The sequence below is a fragment of the Serratia sp. SM04 genome, from assembly GCF_040280225.1.
In the GTDB taxonomy this organism is placed as follows: Bacteria; Pseudomonadota; Gammaproteobacteria; order Enterobacterales; family Enterobacteriaceae; genus Serratia; species Serratia sarumanii.
The window spans coordinates 621,537-641,076 of the sequence record NZ_JBEOQT010000021.1; the positions used below are offsets into that span (position 1 = coordinate 621,537).

Below are 19,540 nucleotides of genomic sequence, written 5' to 3' on the forward strand. Positions count from 1 at the left end.
GCATGGATTTCGGTAAACGGCAGTTTTTGCAGCGGCTGGGCGTGTTGACGGCGGGGGCTTCGCTGATCCCCGTGGCGGAGGCCGGGCTGACGTTAGCGCCGACGCGGCGCGAGGGGGATGCCAGCCGCCGCTACGCGATGCTGATCGATCTGCGGCGCTGCGTTGGGTGCCAGGCCTGTACCGTCAGTTGTGCCATTGAAAACCAGACGCCGCACGGCGAGTTCCGCACCACGGTAAACCAGTACCAGGTCAGTCTCGAAGGCGAAGCGGTGGCGACCAACGTGCTGCTGCCCAGGCTGTGCAACCACTGCGACAACCCGCCCTGCGTACCGGTGTGCCCGGTGCAGGCCACCTTCCAGCGCGAGGACGGGATCGTGGTGGTCGACAACAAACGCTGCGTGGGTTGCGCCTATTGCGTGCAGGCCTGCCCGTACGATGCCCGTTTTATCAATCACGCCACCCAAACGGCGGACAAATGCACCTTCTGCGTACACCGGCTGGAGGCGGGATTGCTGCCGGCATGCGTGGAGTCGTGCGTGGGCGGGGCGCGGATCATCGGCGATATGCGCGATCCGCACAGCACGCTGAGCAAGCTGCTGCGGCGTCACGAGGCCGAGATCAAAGTCCTCAAGCCGGAGAACCAAACCGCGCCCCACGTATTTTATCTGGGGCTGGATGACGCCTTCGTCACGCCGCTGCCGGGGCGGGCGCAGGTCGCCTTATGGGGGGAGGGACGATGAGCCGCCAACTGATGATCGCAGAGGTTTTGGGCCAGCCGCAGGCGGTGAGCTGGCTGCCGTGGGCCGTGCAATATTTCTTCTTTATTGGCATTGCCGCCTGCGCCGCGTTGCTGGCCTGCGTGTGGCGCTGGCGCGGTGGAGACAACGCCGCACATTTGGAGCGCGCGGCGCTGCTTATCGGGCTGACGTGCGCCATCACCGCGCCGCTGGCGTTGACCGCCGATCTGCATCAAACCGCCCGTTTCTGGCATTTTTACGCCTACCCGACGCCCTGGTCGTGGATGCCGTGGGGCGCGCTGTTCTTGCCGCTGTTTACCTTGCTGATCGGCCTGTGGTTTATCGCGATTGAATTTACGCGACTGACGGGCAGACCGGTTGCGCTGTTGCGTGGGATCGCGCCCGCCTGCGCGCTGGTGGCTATCGGCCTGCTGTTGTACACCGGGCGCGAGGTTTCCGTCGTGCGCGCCCGCCCAATCTGGTTCAGCTACGCATTTCCGATCGTGATGTTCCTCAGCGCGCTGCAGGCGCTCTTGGCTCTGTTGCTGTTGGCGATGCGCAAACGGCCCGGCCTGCAGGCGCCGCTGGCGCGCGGGATGCTGCTGACGCTGCTGCCGCTCGGCGGGGCGATCCTGCTGTGGGTGTGCGGCGATACGCTATCCGGCGCGGCGGTACGCCACTGGCTGCAGACGCAGGCGACGGCGCGCCAGTATGCTGCCGGCTGGATCGCGCTGTGGGGGCTGGCGCTGGCGTGGGCCGCCTGGGCGGCCTATCGACGTTTGCCGCGCGGCGGCGCGCCGCTGCTGGTGGCCGGCGCGCTGGGGCTGAGCTGGCTGATGCGCTGGACGCTGTTGATTGAGGTGCAAACCATCCCGAAATACAACGCGTCTTATTCCCCCTATAGCCTGCCGCTTGGTACCGATGGCTTGCTGGCGATCGTCGGCACCTTCGGGCTGTGGCTGGCGTTAATGATCATGGTGCGTGAAGCACAGGCGTTTTTACTGCGGAGAAAACAACATGGCTAAACTCACCCGGCGTCAGTGGTTGAAAGTGGGCCTGGCCTTCGGCGGGCTGTCCGCTTTCGGCCTGAGCTATCGCGAGGTCGCCAAACGGGCGATCGACGGTTTGATTCACGGCACCTCAGGGCGCGTGACTCTGGATCGCATCAACGGCAACTCTCTGCTGCCCGAAGGGCGGGCGGTGCCGGAATGGCAAGGCAATCCGCAGCAGGCCATCTCGATGACCCAGTGCTTCGGTTGCTGGACGCAATGCGGCGTGCGGGTGCGGGTGGACAGGCAGACCGATCGGGTATTGCGTATCGCCGGCAACCCGTATCATCCGCTGTCTCAGGAGCGGCACCTCGATTCTGCGTTGCCGCTGCAGGACGCGTTGGCGCAGCTGGGCGGGGAGAGCGGCCTCGACGCGCGTTCCACCGCCTGCGCGCGGGGCGCTACGCTGCTGGAGGGGCTTTACAGCCCGCTGCGCGTGCTGGAGCCGATGAAACGCGTCGGCAAACGCGGCGAGGGCAAGTGGCAGCGCATCAGCTTCGAGCAGTTGATCGCCGAAGTGGTGGAGGGCGGCGATCTGTTCGGCGAGGGGCATGTGGACGGCCTGCGGGCGATCCGCGATCTGGAAACGCCGATCGATGCCCGACAGCCGGGGCTGGGGCCGAAAGCCAACCAGCTGCTGGTGACCAACGCCGGTGATGACGGGCGCGACAGCTTCCTGCGGCGCTTCGCCCAGAACAGCTTCGGCAGCAAAAATTTCGGCGCGCACGGCGCTTACTGCGGGCTGGCCTACCGCGCCGGTTCCGGCGCGTTGATGAACGATCTGGACAAGAATCCGCACGTGAAACCGGACTGGGAACAGGTCGAATTCGCGCTGTTTATGGGCACCTCGCCGGCGCAGTCCGGCAACCCGTTCAAGCGTCAGGCCCGGCAGTTGGCCAGCGCCAGATTGCGCAGCGAATTCCGCTACGCGGTAGTGGCGCCGGCGCTGCCGTTGACCACCACGCTGGTGGACGATCATGGCCATTGGATCCCGATACTGCCGGGCACCGACTCGGCGCTGGCGATGGCGATGATCCGTTGGATCCTCGACAATCGGCGTTATCAGGCCGGTTATCTCGCCATCCCGTCGGAGGCGGCCATGCAACGCGCCGGCGAGAAGAGCTGGACCAACGCCACGCATCTGGTGATCGCCGAGAGCGAGCACCCGTTGGCGGGGCAGCATCTGACGCTGGCCCATCTGAACGGCGCCGAGTCGGCGTCGCCGCTGGTGGTCAACGGCGCGGGGGAACTGGTGGCGGCCGAGACGTGTGACCGCGCCGAGCTGTGGGTAATCCGCACGGTGACGCTGCACGACGGCGCGCAGGTGGCGGTGAAGAGCGGCTTTCAGTGTCTGAAAGAGGCGGCCGACAAGCTGTCGCCGGAAGCCTACAGCCGGGAATGTGGCGTACCGGTGGCGCGCATCGCGGCGCTGGCCGAGGCCTTTACCGCCCACGGGCGCAAGGCGGCGGTGATCGCCCATGGCGGGATGATGGCGGCGAACGGGTTTTACAATACCTGGTCGGTGATGATGCTCAACGTGTTGATCGGTAACCTGAGCCTGGCGGGCGGGGTGTTCGTCGGCGGCGGCAAATTCAACGGTTTCGCCGAGGGGCCGCGCTATAACCTGGTCGAGTTTCCCGGCCTGGTAAAACCGAAGGGGTTGAATATCGCGCGCAGCAAGGCCGCCTATGAAACCTCCGACGAATACCGCGAAAAAGTGGCGGCGGGCGTTTCGCCCTGGCCGGCCAGGGCGCCCTGGTATCCGTTCGTCGCCGGGCAGTTGACCGAGCTGCTGACGTCGGCGCTGGCGGGATATCCGTACGGGCTGAAAGCCTGGATCTCGAACATGACCAACCCCCTGTACGGTATCGCCGGGTTGCGCGGCGTGGCGGAAGAGCGGCTGAAAGATCCGGCGCGTTTGCCGCTGTTTATCGCCATCGATGCGTTTATCAACGAAACGACGGCATTGGCCGACTATATCGTCCCGGACACCCATAACTTTGAGAGCTGGGGATTCAGCGCCCCCTGGGGCGGCGTCGCCAGCAAGGCCACCACTGCGCGCTGGCCGATAGTGACGCCGGCGACCGCGAAAACGGCGCAAGGGCAGCCGATCTCCATGGAGGCGTTTTGCATCGCCGTCGCCAAACGCCTGGCGCTGCCGGGGTTCGGCGATCGCGCTATCGGCGACGGCCGGGGCGGGCTGCTGCCGCTCAACCGCGCCGAGGATTATTATCTGCGCGCCGCCGCCAACGTGGCGTTTGCCGGCAAGGCGCCGGTGCCGGCCGTGAGGGAGGAAGAGCTGGCGCTGAGCGGCGTCGATCGCTTGTTGCCGCAGCTTGCGCAGACGCTGCGCGCCGATGAGATCGGCCGCGTGGCGTTTATCTACAGCCGCGGCGGCCGCTTCGCCGGTCATGACAGCGGCCGCCGCGACGGCAGCGTGGGCAACCGCTGGGAGAAGCCGCTGCAGATCTGGAATGCGGAAGTGGCGAAGCACCGGCATGCGATTACCGGCGAGCGTTTCAGCGGCTGCCCAACCTGCTACCCGGCGCGTTTGTCGGACGGCCGCGCGGTGGAAGAACTCTACCCTGAGCGGCAGTGGCCGCTGCGGCTGATGTCCTTCAAATCCAATGTGATGAGCAGCTCCACCGCGGTGATCCGGCGCCTGCACGACGTGAAGCCGGTGAACCTGGTGGCGCTGAACCCGGCGGACGGGGCGCGTTTCGGCATTCAACACGGTGATTGGGTGAGCATCAGCACCCCGGGCGGCAGTCGGGAGGCGCAGATCAGTCTGCTGGCGGGGGTGATGCCCGGCGTGATCGCGGTGGAACACGGCTACGGCCACCGGGAGATGGGCGCCAGCCAGCACTACCTGGACGGCGAGCCGCTGGCGATGGATAAGCGCATTGCCGCCGGCATCAATCTCAACGATCTGGGGTTTGCCGATCCGACGCGTGAAGTGCCGAACACCTGGCTGGACTGGGTGACCGGTGCGGCGGTGCGCCAGGGGATTCCAGCGGCGATCGTCAAACTTTCCGCGTAAACGGCAGACGAAAAAAAACCTGCTGTAACAGCAGGTTTTCTTAAATTTGGTCGGCATGAGAGGATTATGCGCATCTTCGATGCTTGCCCTGCGGGCCGTTGCTAAAGCAACGTGGTCTCACTACGTTCGGCTCAAACCTCCTTCGGAGATTCTCATCCTCTCAGTGTGCAGACGAAAAAAAACCTGCTGTAACAGCAGGTTTTCTTAAATTTGGTCGGCATGAGAGGATTCGAACCTCCGACCCCCGACACCCCATGACGGTGCGCTACCAGGCTGCGCTACATGCCGACGCTATGAAAAATCATACTACCGATTCCCGATGTTAATGCAAGCGCCTCGCCACTTGATTGCTTTAGTTTTAAGCAGTTAGTTGGCGATAAAGCGTTTTACATCGGTCAGCACCTGCAACAGCAGAGCAAGCTGCGGTTTCTCGTCTTTTATTTCATCGCCGTTCTGATCGTAGACGCGATAGTTGCCGCTGTTGTCCAGCATCAGCGTCTGCGTCGGCGTGATGATCACCAGCTGATTGCCATCGCCGGTAGCGATCCAGTCGTTGCGGCGCTGGGCGGTGAACAGATCTTCGCCCTGCGAATAGTCTTTCGGCGCGGTCTTCACGTGCAGCAATCGTTGCATCAGGGTGCGCATCACGTCGTTATGGCCGGTCAGCTTGCTGATGGTCTGCGCCGGGGTGCCCGGCCAGTGGATCACCAACGGCACCTGCAGCTGCGCCTGGTTGAAACCGGTGCCGGCGCCCCATTGGCCTTTGCCGCTGTCGTTGAACTCGACGCCGTGCTCGGCGGTGATCACCACCACGGTTTTATCCAGCAGGCCGCGCTGTTTCAGGGTGTCCAGCACCTGGGCTATCTGGGCGTCCACGTCTTGCGCGCCGGTGCGATAGCGCCGAATAAAGTCGGCCGGAGCCGGGGTTTTGTCGCCTTCGACAGCCTCGGCGCCGCTGAAGCTGATATAGGAGAACCACGGCTCTTTGCTACCCTGATCCGCCAGCCAACGCTGCCATTGCTGCGTGGTTTGCGCGTCGCTTTGCGGCGCCGGCGTCGGCAGCGAGAAGTCGGTCAACAGCGCCTGACGGTACAGGCTGGCGTTGAAGCCATCGGAGGAGAACAGCCCCAGCTGGTAGCCCCGATCGCCGAGCGCAGCGATCAGCGCCGACGGCTTGCGGCCGGCGAGCACGCTGTCCAGATAGGTCGGAGAAATGCCGTAGAACAGGCCGAACAGCCCGGTATCGGCATGGTTGCCCGAACTGTAATGATCGCTGAAACGCACGTTTTCCTGGGCGAAGCGCGTCAGCGCCGGCATATCCTGCGCCATGTCTTTGGCGCGAATGCCGTCCACCACGATCATCAGCAGGTTATAGCCGCTGCCTTTATCGCCGTAGCTGAGATCGCTGAGCGGATACTCTACCGCCACCGCTTCCGGATTGCCCTGTTGCATCAGGCGGCGCTCATACTCTTGCTGGTCGAGCAGGCCGTGTTTTTCGAGGAACTTGCGCGCGGTCATCGGGTACGAGAGCGGCAGGTTGGCTCGCTGCATGGTGATCGGGCGATAGAAGTTGGCGTCGGCCCAGATGTAAATCAGGTGCGAAGCAAAAAAGGCGCTAATAAATAGCGCCGCCAGCGGTTTGCCGAAGCGGCGGCGGTTCAGGCTGCGCAGCTTCTGCCAGCTCCAGGTGGCGAACAGCATCTCCACCAGGAAGATCGCCGGCACGCAGATGAACATCAGTTGCCAGTCGCGCGACAGTTCGCTTTGGTCCGGGTTGACCACCAGATCCCACACCACCGGATTGAGGTGCAGGTGGAAATGGGAGAACACTTCGCTGTCGACCAGCAACAGCGTGAGCCCGATGGTGGCCAGCGCGGCGGAAATAAATCGCAGCAGCCGCTGCGACATCACCACGAAGGTGAGCGGGAAGATCACCAGCAAATAGCCGGCGAACACGATAAAGCTGAAATGCCCCAGCAGGCTGACAAAGGCATAAACCCGGCCCAGCAGGGATGCGGGCCAGTCGGTGACAAACAGGTAACGGCTGCCCAGCCCAAGGGCGAGCAAAATGTTGAATAAGGCGAACCAGTGCCCCCAGCTGATCATCTGGGAGACTTTTTCACGATAACGCTGACGGTTTGTCACCATAAGTCAATATTAATGTGCTTTATCTTCACGGACAGAAGCCTGCAGGGCTTCCGCGAACGATCTCGCCAGGGTTTTCCGCTGCGCGGGGGCAACGCTGGTGTTGATCAAATTAGTGACCATATTGCCCAGCACCATCAGGGAAAGATCGGTGGGGGTATGGTGTTTTTCCAGAACATTGACCAGCTCTGAGAGCAGTTGTTCAACGTGTTCGTCACTGTAACGGGATGATTGTGGCATAAAATTGCGCTTAGTAATCTGCAAAGTGCCCTATCTTACCGTATAGGGCAGTGATTTTCCGCTCTTTTATCACTTCCTGTCATTCGGGAAATTGTTCGCCCGCGCCGGGGCTGCCCCTCGCAGCGCCTTTCCGGTTTGCCGCGGTTTTTAGTATTGCAGGGCGGGGCCTTCAGTGTTTGAATACGCGCCTAAAGAACAGGAGGATTTACCATGAGTCTGGATATCGACCAGATCGCTCTGCACCAGTTGGTGAAACGCGACGAGCAAACGCTGGACGTGGTGCTGCGCGATTCCTTGCTTCCCACCAACGCGGCGGTGGAAGAAATGATGACGGAACTGCATCGCGTCTATAGCGCCAAGAGCAAGGCCTTGGGTCTGTTCAACGAAGGCAGCGAGCTGGCGGAAGCGCTGCGCACCTGCCGCAAGGACGATAAGGACTTTCTGGCCTTCAGCCGCGCGGCGACTGGCCGCCTGCGCGACGAACTGGCGAAGTATCCGTTCGCCGAAGGCGGCGTGGTGCTGTTTGGCCAATACCGTTATCTGGCGGTGGAGTATCTGCTGATCGCGGTGCTGAACAGCCGTAACAGCATGCGCGTTAACGAAGAGCTGGATATCAACACCACGCACTATCTGGACATCAACAACGCCGATATCGTCGCGCGCATCGATCTGACCGAATGGGAAACCAACCCGGAATCGACCCGCTACCTGACCTTCCTGCGCGGGCGCGTGGGCCGCAAGGTCGCCGACTTCTTCATGGATTTCCTGGCGGCGTCCGAAGGGTTGGACGCCAAGGCGCAAAACCGTGGGCTGCTGCAGGCGGTGGACGACTACTGCGCCGATGCGCAGCTGGACAAGAACGAGCGCCAGTCGGTGCGCCAGCAGGTGTACAGCTACTGCAACGAACAGCTGCAGGCGGGCGAAGAGATTGAGCTGCAGGCGCTGTCGCAGGAGCTGTCGCCGGTCGGCGAGAAAGACTTCATGCAGTTCTCCAGCGAGCAAGGGTATGAGCTGGAAGAGAGCTTCCCGGCGGATCGCGGCACGCTGCGCCAACTAACCAAATTCGCCGGCAGCGGCGGCGGTATCAGCCTGAACTTCGACGCCATGCTGCTGGGCGAGCGCATTTTCTGGGATGCGGCCACCGACACCCTGACCATCAGAGGCACGCCGCCGAATCTGCGCGATCAGCTGCAGCGCCGGACCGGCAGCGGCAAGTAAGCGCGCCGAATCGCAGACAATAAAAAACGCCGCAATTGCGGCGTTCTTTATTTCGGCGTCCCGAAAGGTTCGAAAACGTAGCGATTAAACGCGAACGAAGTCGATGTGAGCCAGTTTTGGCTTGAACGGGTGACGCTGTACAGCCTGAACCTTAACTTTGGTTTCTTTACCGTCGATAACCAGAGTTACTGCTTCGCTGTAGAATTCTGGTTTAGCTTCCATGTTCTTGACAGAATCATGGTCCAATTCGATGGAAACTGCAGCTTCTTTGCCACCGTAAACGATAGCTGGGAATTTGTTTGCTGCACGCAGGCGGCGGCTCGCACCTTTACCCTGGTCTTTACGTACTTCTGCATTGATAGTGAACATTGTTTTTTCTCTTAAAAGAAAATTTACCCTGCTACAGGCGACCCAAGTAGCAAGTTCGGAATTCCGCTTTAACGCTGGGCAGGCCCAGGTAAAGCGCGCGGCATTTTAACGGAAAGCCGCCTGCAGGGCAACGAAAACCTGCCCAGATTGAGGGCCGTTCGCTCAGGCCAACTGATTGGCGCGGCGGAAACGGCCTTGATAATCGAACACTTTCTCGCGCACCTGCCAAAACTGCCCGCGCTTGCGCGCCACCACGAAATCCGGATGGCGCAGCGCCTGCTGTTGCGCCAGCACGTCGGCGGCGGTGTGCCAGGCGAACGGCACGCCCGGCGCGCGCTGGTGCGGGCGCAGGAACAGCATTTCGAACGCTTTGCGCTGCGCCGGCGTTTGCAGGCGGAAACGCTCGCTGGTGCTGGTGCCGTCCTCGTCGTAATAGGTGGCCTTCAGCCATTCGCCCTTGTCGTCGCGGCCGCTCTGCAATTCCATGCCGCCGCAGCGTAGCACCAGCGCGTCTTTCAGCTTCAGCGCCGCCTTCAGCATGTCATCGGGATCGACCAGCACCTCCTGGCACTGATGGCAGCGGCGCGCGGCGATGTCGTTCTCCGCGCCGCAGTGCGGGCAGCTCTTGAACCGGAAGCGGTAATCGCACTGTTCGCGGTGGCCGTCGTCGTCTTCCAGCCAGCCCTGACAGCGGCGGCCGTAGTGCTCGATGATGTCGCCATTCTCGGTGCACTTGCCCCAGAACAGGTTGGCGAAGCCGCAGGCCGGGCAGAACACCTGCACCGGCTGGCTGTCGCCGTGCGGCTTGCTGACGCCGACCTCCGGCGTGAACAGATCGTGCGGGTTGCCGGCGTAGTCGAGGATCAGGCAATCCTCCTTGCCGGGCGCCAGCCGCAGCCCGCGGCCGACGATCTGCTGATACAGGCTGACGGACTCGGTCGGGCGCAGAATAGCGATCAGATCGACGTGCGGCGCGTCGAAGCCGGTGGTCAATACCGCTACGTTGACCAGATAGCGCAGCTGCTGCTGTTTGAACGCCTCGATCAGCGCATCGCGCTCGGCGGGCGGCGTTTCGGCGCTGACCAGCGCGGCCTCGCCGTTCGGAAGCAGGCCGTGGATCTCGCGGGCGTGCTCGACGGTGGCGGCGAAGATCATCACCCCTTTACGATCTTGGGCGTACTCTACAATCTGGCTGATGATATGCGGCGTGACGCGGTTTTGCCGCTTCAGCTCACGGTTCAGATCCGCTTCGCTGAACAGGCCGTTGCTTCTGGCCTCCAGCCGGCTGAAATCGTACTGCACGATCGGCATGTCCAGCCGCTCAGGCGGCACCAGGAAGCCGTTCTTAATCATGTAGCGCAGCGGCAGCTCGTAGATGCAGTCGCGAAACAGGCTGGTGCCGTCGCCGCGGGTGAAGCCGTGGTAGTGATACTGGTAAATCCAGCCCTTGCCCAGGCGATAGGGCGTGGCGGTCAGCCCCAGCAGCCGCAGCTGCGGGTTGGTTTTCTGCAAATGCTGGATGATTTGCTGGTACTGGCTGTCGTCGTCGTCGCTGATGCGGTGGCATTCATCGACGATCAGCAGCGAGAAGGCGCCGTCGAACAGCGGCAGGTTGCGCGCCACCGACTGCACGCTGCCGAACACCACCTTGCCGGCGCTCTCTTTTTGTTGCAGGCCGGCGGCGAAGATGTCCGCTTCCAGGCCGTAGGCGCAGTATTTGGCGTGGTTTTGCGCCACCAGTTCCTTGACGTGCGCCAGCACCAGCACCCGCCCGCGGGCGCGCTTCGCCAGTTCGGCGATCACCAGGCTTTTGCCGGCGCCGGTCGGCAGCACGATCAGCGCCGGTTCGGGGTGCCGCCGGAAATGATTGATGGTGGCTTCGACCGCTTCCAGTTGGTAGGGGCGTAGGGTAAAGGCCATAAATGAACGCCGTAGGTTGGAATGGGCCGCCGGGAAGCGGTTTTGTCACCTCTGTTCCCACAGAAAGCGTGACATTTTACGCCCCGGGCGGCCGAAAAATTTCCATTATTATGCCTTCTGCGCGCGCGCGGTGCGAGAAGCGTGAAAATTACCCCTGTCGGGCAACGCGTTGTGCCGCTATACTCGTGTGACAGCAATCGCTGTTCCCCCACGCGATTTCCCCCCTGAACCTGCCATTTGCACCCGGTGCAACGGCGGGCGTCATATTTTGGCAATACGATCAATGCGATCATAACAACGACAGGCAAAGCAGATCCCATGCGATTGGACAAGTTTTTATCTCAGCAGTTAGGCATCAGCCGTGCGCTGGTCGCGCGCGAACTTCGGGCTAAACGCGTCACCGTTGACGGTGAGGTGGTGAAGAGCGGGGCGATCAAACTGACCCCGGAGCAAGAAGTGGCGTTCGACGGCAATCCGCTGCAGCAGCAGAACGGCCCGCGCTATTTCATGCTTAACAAACCGCAGGGCTACGTCTGCTCCACCGACGATCCCGATCATCCGACGGTGCTGTATTTCCTCGATGAGCCGGTCGCGTACAAGCTGCACGCCGCCGGGCGGTTGGATATCGACACCACCGGGCTGGTGCTGATGACCGACGACGGCCAGTGGTCGCACCGCGTCACGTCGCCGCGCCACCACTGCGAGAAAACCTATTTGGTCACGCTGGAGCACCCGTTGGCGGAAGACACCGCGCAGCGTTTCGCCGAAGGGGTGCAACTGCACAACGAGAAAGATCTGACGCGGCCGGCGACGTTGGAGCAGGTCGACGAGCGCGTGGTGCGCCTGACCATCAGCGAAGGGCGCTACCACCAGGTGAAGCGGATGTTCGCCGCCGTCGGCAACCGGGTGATCGAGTTGCACCGTGAGCGCATCGGCGCCATCGTGCTGGATGACGATCTGGCGCCGGGCGAATACCGCCCACTGACCGAAGAAGAGATCGCCAGCGTGGGCGCGCCGCACCTGCAGGACTGATAACCGATCATTGATTGCGGCCGATTAAGGAGTCGTGGAACGTGCAACAGAACCGAACCTCTCATCTCGGTTTGATTTTCATTCTGGGCCTGTTGTCCATGTTGATGCCGTTGGCGATCGACATGTACCTGCCCAGTATGCCGGTGATCGCCGCCCAGTTTGGCGTCGAGTCCGGCAGCGTGCAGATGACGCTCAGCGCCTATATGCTCGGCTTTGCCTTCGGGCAGCTGTTCTATGGGCCGATGTCGGACAGCATCGGCCGCAAGCCGGTGATCCTGTGGGGAACGCTGATCTTCGCCATCGCCGGCTGCGCCTGCGCCATGGCGCAGTCTATCGATCAGCTGATCGGGCTGCGTTTCCTGCACGGTCTGGCCGCCGCCGCCGCCAGCGTGGTGATTAACGCCCTGATGCGCGACATGTTCACCAAGGATGAGTTCTCGCGCATGATGTCGTTCGTCATTCTGGTGATGACTATCGCGCCGCTGCTGGCGCCGATGATCGGCGGTGCGCTGCTGCTGTGGTTCAGCTGGCACGCCATCTTCTGGACTATGGGCGCCGCGGCGCTGATCGGTTCACTGCTGGTGGCCTTGTTCATCAAGGAGACGCTGCCGAAAGAGCGGCGTCAGCGGTTCCACCTGCGCACCACGCTGGGCAACTTCGGTTCGCTGTTCCGCCACAAGCGGGTGCTGAGCTACATGTTGGCCAGCGCCTTCTCGTTTGCTGGCATGTTCTCGTTCCTCAGCGCCGGGCCGTTCGTCTACATCGAACTGAACCACGTTTCGCCGCAGCATTTCGGCTACTATTTTGCGCTGAACATCGTCTTCCTGTTCCTGACGACGCTGATCAACAGCCGCAACGTGCGGCGGTTCGGCGCGGTCAAGATGTTCAAGCTGGGGCTGTTGGTGCAGCTGGCGATGGGGCTGTGGCTGCTGGCGGTAAGCGCCGTCGGCCTGGGCTTCTGGGCGCTGGTGATCGGCGTAGCGGTCTACCTGGGGTGCATCGCGATGATTTCCTCCAACGCCATGGCGGTGATCCTGGATGATTTTCCGCATATGGCGGGCACCGCGTCTTCCCTGGCCGGCACGTTGCGCTTCAGCATCGGCGCGCTGGTGGGGGCGGTGCTGTCGATGGCGCCGGGCAAAAGCGCCTGGCCAATGGTCACCTCGATGGCGCTGTGCAGCATCGTGGCGGTGCTGTTCTACGTTTACGCCAGCCGGCCGCGCGATCGCGCAGCCTGACGTTCTCCCGACTCGGGGCGTTTCGCCCCGCAGCGTCATGGGGTTGCGCCCTGCCATTTCAGGGTGCAACCGGCAATGAATAATTTGTTGCTAAATATATGCCTGCTAATTAATCGGTCATTTTCCCATCTGTGTGCTTTTTGTTAAAAAACTCCGCCATCGTGCCGCCCGATATTCCCCGGGAGGCGCGGCGTTCTGTCGGCTGCGCCGCGCGAGTGGTTTGTATTAGGATTGATGTAAATCAAGGCATTAGCAGGAGAGGCTGCGCTAACGTGGCGGGTGAAATGTTTCTTCAATGTAAAAATATGGCGACGGAAAAGTAGTCGCATTGCAAGAAAAAAGAGTTGAGATCGCTGCGGGAAAGGGTTACATATAACGCAAAAATGCGAGCTGAGTCGCAAAATGCCGTGAAATAACACCGCACGGCGCGCCAAAAAATGGCGCGGCATCGGCAAGCACGGGGTCAGGTTAATGGTTTGCGGCAAAATTTACATTTAAATAACATTTGTGCGCGGCAGAGTCGGGAGTCAACGGCTATAACTTAGTAACCCTGTCAGGTAAAAGTGTTTCACCTTTTCAAACTAGGGATTTCATGTGGAGAGTATCCAACTTTCGGTAGTGCATCGCTTGCCGCAAAGTTATCGTTGGCTATCCGGTTTCACCGGCGTGAAGGTCGAACCGATTCCGTTTAACGGAATAGACGAAGATAACAACCTGATTGGGCTGAAATTGCTCAGCCATGAAGGGGCCGAGGCCTGGCAGGTAATGCAACAGCTCAATCTGTCGCTGCAGGAGATTCAGGTCGACTGCGCGATTGTCGAATGGGAAGGAGAGCCTTGCCTGTTCGTGCAGCGCAGCGACGAGAGCGCCACCATGTGCCGCCTGAAAAACGTCGGCGCCGCGATCGCCGAACCGCTCAGCGCGCAATACCCTTTCTGAATTCGCCGCTAATCCGCCAACTGCAGCAGTTGACGGGTATAGTCGGCGGCGGGCGCCGCGAAAATCGCCCGGCAGTCTCCCTGTTCAACCACTTCTCCCTGTCGCAGCACGATGACCTGGTGGCATAGCGAACGCACCACCTGCAGGTCATGGCTGATGAACAGATAAGCCAGCCGGTGACGTTGCTGCAGCGATTTCAGCAGCGTCAGGATCTGCGCCTGCACCGATTTATCCAGCGAAGAGGTCGGCTCGTCGAGGATCAGCAGCTGCGGCTGCAGGATCAGCGCGCGCGCGATGGCGATACGCTGGCGCTGGCCGCCGGAAAACTCGGTGGGATAGCGGTGGCGCAGCTGCGGATCCAGGCCGACCTCCTGCAACACCTCGATCACGCGCTGTTCCCGCTGCTCGGCGCTAAGCTGCTGGTGCACTTCCAGCCCCTCGGCGATGATCTGCTGCACGTTCAGGCGCGGGTTCAGGGCGGAATAGGGATCCTGGAAGACGATTTGCATCCGGCTGCGGTAGGGCAGCATCTGCTTCATCGTGAGCGGGTGCAGCGGTTCGCCGTCGAACCAGATGGCGCCCTGCGAGGCCAACAGGCGCAGCAGCGCCAGCCCGGTGGTGCTTTTGCCCGAGCCGGATTCTCCCACCAGCCCCACGCTTTCCCCGGCCCGCAGCTCGAAACTCAATGATTTCAATGCATAGTGATAATCCACCGTGCGGCGCAGCAGGCCGCGGCGAATGGGGAAGCGCACCTGCAGGTTCTCCACCTTGAGCAGCGGCCGCTCGTCGCCGGGGCGCCCGTTGGCCGCGGCAGGCAACGGCAGCGGTTCACCGACGTCTTCGGCGGCCAGCAGCTGCTGCGTGTAAGGATGCTGCGGCCGGCTGAACAGCCGCGCGCGGGCGTTTTGCTCCACGCAGCGCCCCTGGCGCATCACCGCCACGTTGTCCGCCAGGCGGCGCACGATATTCAGGTTATGGGTGATGAACAGCAGCCCCATGTCCATCTCTCGTTTCAATTCTTGCAGCAGCGTCAGGATCTGCGCCTGGATAGTGACGTCGAGCGCGGTGGTGGGTTCGTCGGCGATCAGCAGTTTCGGGCGGGTCAACACCGCCATGGCGATCATCACCCGCTGGCGTTCGCCGCCGGACAGCTGATGCGGATAGTCCTGCAGCCGGTTTTTGGCCTGGCGGATGCCGACGCGCTCCAGGCACTCGACGATCTCCGCGCGCGCGGCATCGCGCCGCAGGCCGCGGTGCAGCATCAACACTTCCGCCAGCTGTTTCTCGATGGTGTGCAGCGGGTTAAGCGACACCATCGGTTCCTGAAAGATCATCGCGATCTGATTGCCGCGCACCTTGCGCAGCGCCGCTTCCGGCGCATGCAGCAACGAGTCGCCGTTGAACAGAATGTCGCCGGCAGGGTAAACCACCGGCGGCGCGGGCAGCAGGCGCAGTATCGACAGGGCGGTGACGCTTTTGCCGGAGCCGGATTCCCCTACCAGCGCCAGCGTTTCCGCCGGCGCGATTTGCAGCGAGAGTTCGTTGACCACCGGCGTGACGGTGTCGCCCTGGCGGAAGGCGATGCTGAGATCCTGAATAGCGAGCAAAGGAGTGGCCATATCAATGCGCCTTGCTGGGGTCAAAGGCGTCGCGCACCGCTTCGCCGATAAAGATTAATAACGACAGCAGCACCGCCAAGACCAGGAAGGCGGTGATGCCGAGCCACGGCGCCTGCAGATTGTTTTTGCCTTGCAGCAGCAACTCACCGAGCGACGGCGAACCGATCGGCAGACCGAAACCGAGGAAATCGAGCGACGTCAGGGTGGTGATCGAGCCGCACAGGATAAACGGCAGGAAGGTCAGCGTCGCCACCATGGCGTTGGGCAGCATATGGCGGGACATGATAACGCGATCCGGCACGCCCATGGCGCGCGCGGCGCGGATGTAGTCAAAATTGCGGGTGCGCAGGAATTCGGCGCGCACCACCCCCACCAGGCTCATCCAGCCGAACAGGATGGTGATGCCGAGCAGCCACCAGAAATTGGGCTGGACGATGCTCGACAGCAGAATGATCAGAAACAGCGTCGGCATGCCCGACCACACTTCGATAAAGCGCTGCCCCCACAGATCGAAGCGCCCGCCATAATACCCTTGCGTCGCGCCGACGCACACGCCGATCAGGCTGGAAAACAGCGTCAGCGCCAGGCCGAACAGCATCGAGATGCGAAAACCGTACAGCACACGAGCGAGCACGTCGCCGCCGTTGCTGTCGGTGCCCAGCAGGTTGTGACGCGAAGGCGGCGAGGGGAAGGGCACTTCGGTGGCGAAGTTGATGGTGTCGTAGCTGAAGCGGATCGGCGCCCAAACCGCCCAGCCGTGCCGTTCGATCTGCCGCTGCACGAACGGATCCTGATAGTCGGCTTCGGTATTCAGTTCGCCGCCGAAGGCGGTTTCGCTGTAGCTAATCATAAACGGCAGGTACAGCCGGCCTTCATAACGCACCAACAGCGGTTTGTCGTTGGCGATCAGATCGGCGGCCAGGCTCAGGGTGAACAGCACCAAAAAGATCCACAGCGACCAGTAGCCGCGGCGGTTGCGGCGAAAGCGCGCCCAGCGCGCCTGGTTGATCGGGCTAAGGCGGCTCATTGGCGGGCCTCGAAGTCAATGCGCGGATCGACCAGGGTGTAGGTGATATCGCTGAGGATATTCAACAGCAGGCCGATCAGGGTGAAGATATACAGCGTGCCGAACATCACCGGGTAGTCGCGCTGCAGCGTGGCGTCGTAGCCCAGCAGCCCCAGGCCGTTGAGCGAGAACATCACCTCAATCAGCAGCGAGCCGGTGAAGAACATGCTGATAAAGGTGGCCGGAAAACCGGCGATCACCAGCAGCATGGCGTTGCGGAACACGTGGCGGTACAGGATCTTTTTCTCATCCAGCCCCTTGGCGCGGGCGGTGGTGACGTACTGCTTGCGGATCTCGTCGAGGAACGAGTTTTTGGTCAGCATGGTCAGGGTGGCGAAGCCGCCGATCACCGTCGCCAGCACCGGCAACGTGATGTGCCACAGGTAGTCGGCGATCTTCGCCGGCCACGAGAGGGTGTCGAAGTTGCTGGAGACCAGGCCGCGCAGCGGGAACCAGTCGAGGTAGCTGCCGCCGGCGAACAGCACAATCATCAGGATGGCGAACAGGAAAGCCGGAATGGCGTAGCCGATGATGATCAGCGTGCTGCTCCAGGTATCGAACGCGCTGCCGTTGTAGACGGCCTTGCGGATGCCGAGCGGGATCGACACCAGGTAGATGATCAGCGTGCTCCAAAGGCCCAGCGTGATGGAGACCGGCAGGCTTTGGCCGATCAGCTGCATCACCGAGGCGCCGCGAAACAGGCTGTCGCCGAAGTCGAAGCGCATATAGTTCCACAGCATGGTGAAGTAGCGCTCGTGCAGCGGTTTATCGAAGCCGTAACGTTGGGTGATCTCGGCGATCACCTCCGGATCCAGACCGCGCGAACCGCGGTATTGGCTGTCGCCTGCCGCGATGCCCGCTCGGGCATGGCCCAGGCCTTCGCTGACGCCGCCGCTGCCAAAACCGCTGCCATGCCCCAGCTCAATGGCGGCGATGGCCTGATCGACCGGGCCGCCGGGGGCAATTTGCACGATAAAAAAGTTGATGGTGATGATCGCCCACAGCGTGGGGATCACCAGTAACAGTCTGCGTATCAGATAGGCCGCCATTCCGACTCCTTATTGCCGTTGAGCCGGTAAACGCGCCGCCTTGTTGACGTCGTACCACCAGTTATCGAAGCCGATCGCATAGGCCGGGCGGATCGACGGCGTGGAGAACTTGTCCCAATAGGCGTAACGATCGTGGTTGGAGTACCACATCGGCAGCATGTAGTTGTTCCAGGTCAGCACCCGATCCAGCGCGCGGCCGAGCGGCAACAGGGCCTTTTCGTCGCCCTGATGGGCGGCGATTTGCCTCACCAGGCTGTCGACCGCCGGATCTTTGACGCCGGCCGTGTTGTAGCTGGAATCGATGTACTGCGAATCCCACAGGATTTGCAGATCGGCGCTGGGGAACGGCATCGCCATATATACGGTCGACATCATGTCGAAATCGCGTTCACGCATGCGACGGGTGTACTGCGAGGCGTCAATTTCGCGAATTTGCATCTCGATGCCCAGCCGCTGCAGGTTGTGGCGGAAGGGTAATACGTACTGGAAGTTGCTGCCGCTCAGCAGCATCAGTTCGAAGGTGAACGGCTGGCCGGTTTTGGCGTTGACCAGCTTTTGATTTTTGATCACCCAACCGGCTTCTTTCAGCAATTGGGTCGCCTTCAGCAGGTTTTGCCGATCGTTGCCGCTGCCGTCGGAGGAGGGCGGCTGGTAGATGCTGGTAAACACCTCCGGCGGTATCTGGCCTTTGAGTGGCGCCAGCAAGGCCAGTTCGGCGGCGTCCGGGTAGCCGCGGGCGGCGTAGGCGGTGTTTTGGAAATAGCTGTCGGCGCGCTGATAGGCGTTGTAATACAGCGCCTTGTTCATCCAGTTGAAGTCGAAAGCCAGGCCGATCGCTTCCCGTACCCGACGATCGGCGAACAGCGGTTTTTGCAGGTTGAACGCCAGCCAGCGGGTATTCTGCGCCGCCTGATTGGTCTCATCCTGCTTGATGATGTAGTTGCGCGCGAAGTTGCCGCCCTGATACTGGGTGGCCCAGCTTTTGGGTGACGGCTCGATGCGGAAATCGTAAGCGCCGGCCTTGAAGGCTTCCAGCGATACTTTATCGTCCAGGTAATAATCGTAGCGAATGCTGTCGAAGTTGTAGCGGCCGCGGTTCACCGGCAGGTTGGCGGCCCAGTAGTCGCGCACTCGCTGGTAGGTGATGTATTGGCCGAGGCGGTAATCGGCGATTTTATACGGGCCGCTGGCGAGCGGCGGGGTGCTGAGCGGTTCGTTGAGCTTATGGTTTTTCCAGAAGCTTTCCGGCAATACGCGCAGGCTGAGCAGGCTGAGGATTTGCTCACGGTTGGCTTTAGGCAGCTCGATGCGTACCGTCAGCCGGGAAATGGCCTTGACCGTGACGCCTTTGTAATAGGAACGAAACTGCGGTACGCCTTCGGTCATGAATTTATTGAAGGTGAAGGCCACGTCGGCGGCGGTGATCGGACTGCCGTCCTGGAAGCGGGCGCGGGCGTTGATATCCAACTCCATCCAGCGCATGTCGGCCGGGAAACGGGCCGATTCGGCAATCAGCGGATAATAGCTGCCGGGTTCGTCGTCGGAGTTGGTGAACAGCGTATCGTACAACTCCATCGTACGTTCGCCGGGCACGCCGCGGGTAGCGAAGCGGTTGAAGTTGTCGTAGGTGCCGATGGCCGCCAGCCGCACGTCGCCGCCTTTGGGTGCCGCCGGGTTGACGTAGTCGAAATGGCTGAAGTCGGTGGCGTATTTCGGTTCACCGAGAAGGGCGAAAGCGTAGCTTTCGTTGAGGGCTTCGGCCCGCAGACCGAAACTCAGTGCCGAGAGCACCAGAGCAGCGAAAATGCGCACGGACATCAGACGGTAAGCTCCTGCTGTGGAATAAAGTACAACCTGCGCCCAGCATAACATTCTTCGG

The 19,540-nt window shown here is 61.7% G+C and carries 15 protein-coding genes, 1 tRNA gene and 1 other RNA gene; 7 read left to right on the plus strand and 10 right to left on the minus strand.

Annotation, left to right across the window (positions count from 1 at the left end; genetic code table 11):
* The first annotated feature begins 2 nt into the window (after window positions 1-2).
* Genes ttrB through ttrA form a run of 3 tightly spaced genes read left to right on the plus strand, consistent with a single transcriptional unit; the run spans window position 3 to window position 4,826 of the window.
* Entirely contained in the window at window positions 3-740 is a 738-nt protein-coding gene (gene ttrB, locus ABTW55_RS17400; protein ID WP_033635289.1) for a tetrathionate reductase subunit TtrB, read from the plus strand.
* Window positions 737-1,762 carry a tetrathionate reductase subunit TtrC gene (gene ttrC, locus ABTW55_RS17405; RefSeq protein WP_060421909.1) on the plus strand — a complete coding sequence of 342 codons (1,026 nt, stop codon included), beginning with the start codon at window positions 737-739 and terminating at the stop codon, window positions 1,760-1,762. The genes ttrB and ttrC overlap by 4 nt, the downstream gene beginning before the upstream one ends.
* Complete coding sequence (gene ttrA, locus ABTW55_RS17410; RefSeq protein ID WP_060421906.1) at window positions 1,755-4,826, plus strand: tetrathionate reductase subunit TtrA; 3,072 nt, start codon at window positions 1,755-1,757, stop codon at window positions 4,824-4,826. The genes ttrC and ttrA overlap by 8 nt, the downstream gene beginning before the upstream one ends.
* A gap of 47 nt (window positions 4,827-4,873) precedes the next feature.
* Here ttrA and ABTW55_RS17415 read toward each other — a convergent pair.
* The 4 genes from ABTW55_RS17415 to ABTW55_RS17430 form a co-directional block, all read right to left on the minus strand.
* A non-coding RNA gene (locus ABTW55_RS17415) (RtT sRNA) lies at window positions 4,874-5,003 on the minus strand.
* Between the two features lie 34 nt (window positions 5,004-5,037).
* A tRNA-Pro gene (locus ABTW55_RS17420) sits at window positions 5,038-5,114 on the minus strand.
* A gap of 78 nt (window positions 5,115-5,192) precedes the next feature.
* The gene (yejM, locus tag ABTW55_RS17425) at window positions 5,193-6,974 is read right to left on the minus strand and encodes an LPS biosynthesis-modulating metalloenzyme YejM (RefSeq protein ID WP_060421904.1); all 1,782 of its coding nucleotides are present in this window, start codon (window positions 6,972-6,974) and stop codon (window positions 5,193-5,195) included.
* A gap of 9 nt (window positions 6,975-6,983) precedes the next feature.
* Window positions 6,984-7,211, minus strand: coding sequence for a YejL family protein (locus ABTW55_RS17430; RefSeq protein WP_004935782.1), 228 nt, complete (start codon window positions 7,209-7,211; stop codon window positions 6,984-6,986).
* Between the two features lie 210 nt (window positions 7,212-7,421).
* Between ABTW55_RS17430 and yejK the strand changes: the two genes are divergently transcribed.
* On the plus strand, window positions 7,422-8,429 hold the full coding sequence (yejK, locus tag ABTW55_RS17435) for a nucleoid-associated protein YejK (RefSeq protein WP_033635284.1): 1,008 nt from the start codon (window positions 7,422-7,424) through the stop codon (window positions 8,427-8,429).
* Between the two features lie 84 nt (window positions 8,430-8,513).
* Here yejK and rplY read toward each other — a convergent pair whose 3' ends face one another.
* Together rplY and ABTW55_RS17445 are read right to left on the minus strand one after the other, a co-directional pair.
* Window positions 8,514-8,798: a 50S ribosomal protein L25 gene (gene rplY, locus ABTW55_RS17440; protein WP_004935776.1), complete on the minus strand. Its 285-nt coding sequence runs from the start codon at window positions 8,796-8,798 to the stop codon at window positions 8,514-8,516.
* 162 nt (window positions 8,799-8,960) lie between these two features.
* Window positions 8,961-10,718, minus strand: coding sequence for a DEAD/DEAH box helicase (locus tag ABTW55_RS17445; protein ID WP_060421900.1), 1,758 nt, complete (start codon window positions 10,716-10,718; stop codon window positions 8,961-8,963).
* A gap of 318 nt (window positions 10,719-11,036) precedes the next feature.
* On the opposite strand from ABTW55_RS17445, the gene rsuA reads away from it, so the two are divergent.
* The 3 genes from rsuA (at window position 11,037) to ABTW55_RS17460 (ending at window position 13,927) form a co-directional block, all read left to right on the plus strand.
* The gene (rsuA, locus tag ABTW55_RS17450) at window positions 11,037-11,750 is read left to right on the plus strand and encodes a 16S rRNA pseudouridine(516) synthase RsuA (protein WP_033648013.1); all 714 of its coding nucleotides are present in this window, start codon (window positions 11,037-11,039) and stop codon (window positions 11,748-11,750) included.
* A gap of 41 nt (window positions 11,751-11,791) precedes the next feature.
* Entirely contained in the window at window positions 11,792-12,988 is a 1,197-nt protein-coding gene (locus ABTW55_RS17455) for a Bcr/CflA family multidrug efflux MFS transporter (RefSeq protein WP_025303559.1), read from the plus strand.
* A 594-nt stretch (window positions 12,989-13,582) separates the two neighbouring features.
* On the plus strand, window positions 13,583-13,927 hold the full coding sequence (locus tag ABTW55_RS17460; protein WP_004935763.1) for a YejG family protein: 345 nt from the start codon (window positions 13,583-13,585) through the stop codon (window positions 13,925-13,927).
* Between the two features lie 8 nt (window positions 13,928-13,935).
* On the opposite strand, the gene yejF is transcribed toward ABTW55_RS17460, so the two are convergent.
* Genes yejF through ABTW55_RS17480 form a run of 4 tightly spaced genes read right to left on the minus strand, consistent with a single transcriptional unit; the run spans window position 13,936 to window position 19,479 of the window.
* Window positions 13,936-15,546 (minus strand): microcin C ABC transporter ATP-binding protein YejF, encoded by a 1,611-nt coding sequence (yejF, locus tag ABTW55_RS17465; protein WP_060421898.1) that lies wholly within the window; start codon window positions 15,544-15,546, stop codon window positions 13,936-13,938.
* 1 nt (window position 15,547) lies between these two features.
* Window positions 15,548-16,573 (minus strand): ABC transporter permease, encoded by a 1,026-nt coding sequence (locus ABTW55_RS17470; RefSeq protein WP_015378535.1) that lies wholly within the window; start codon window positions 16,571-16,573, stop codon window positions 15,548-15,550.
* Complete coding sequence (locus tag ABTW55_RS17475; protein ID WP_060421895.1) at window positions 16,570-17,661, minus strand: microcin C ABC transporter permease YejB; 1,092 nt, start codon at window positions 17,659-17,661, stop codon at window positions 16,570-16,572. The genes ABTW55_RS17470 and ABTW55_RS17475 overlap by 4 nt, the downstream gene beginning before the upstream one ends.
* A 9-nt stretch (window positions 17,662-17,670) precedes the next feature.
* Window positions 17,671-19,479, minus strand: coding sequence for an extracellular solute-binding protein (locus ABTW55_RS17480; protein WP_060421892.1), 1,809 nt, complete (start codon window positions 19,477-19,479; stop codon window positions 17,671-17,673).
* Window positions 19,480-19,540 lie beyond the last annotated feature (61 nt).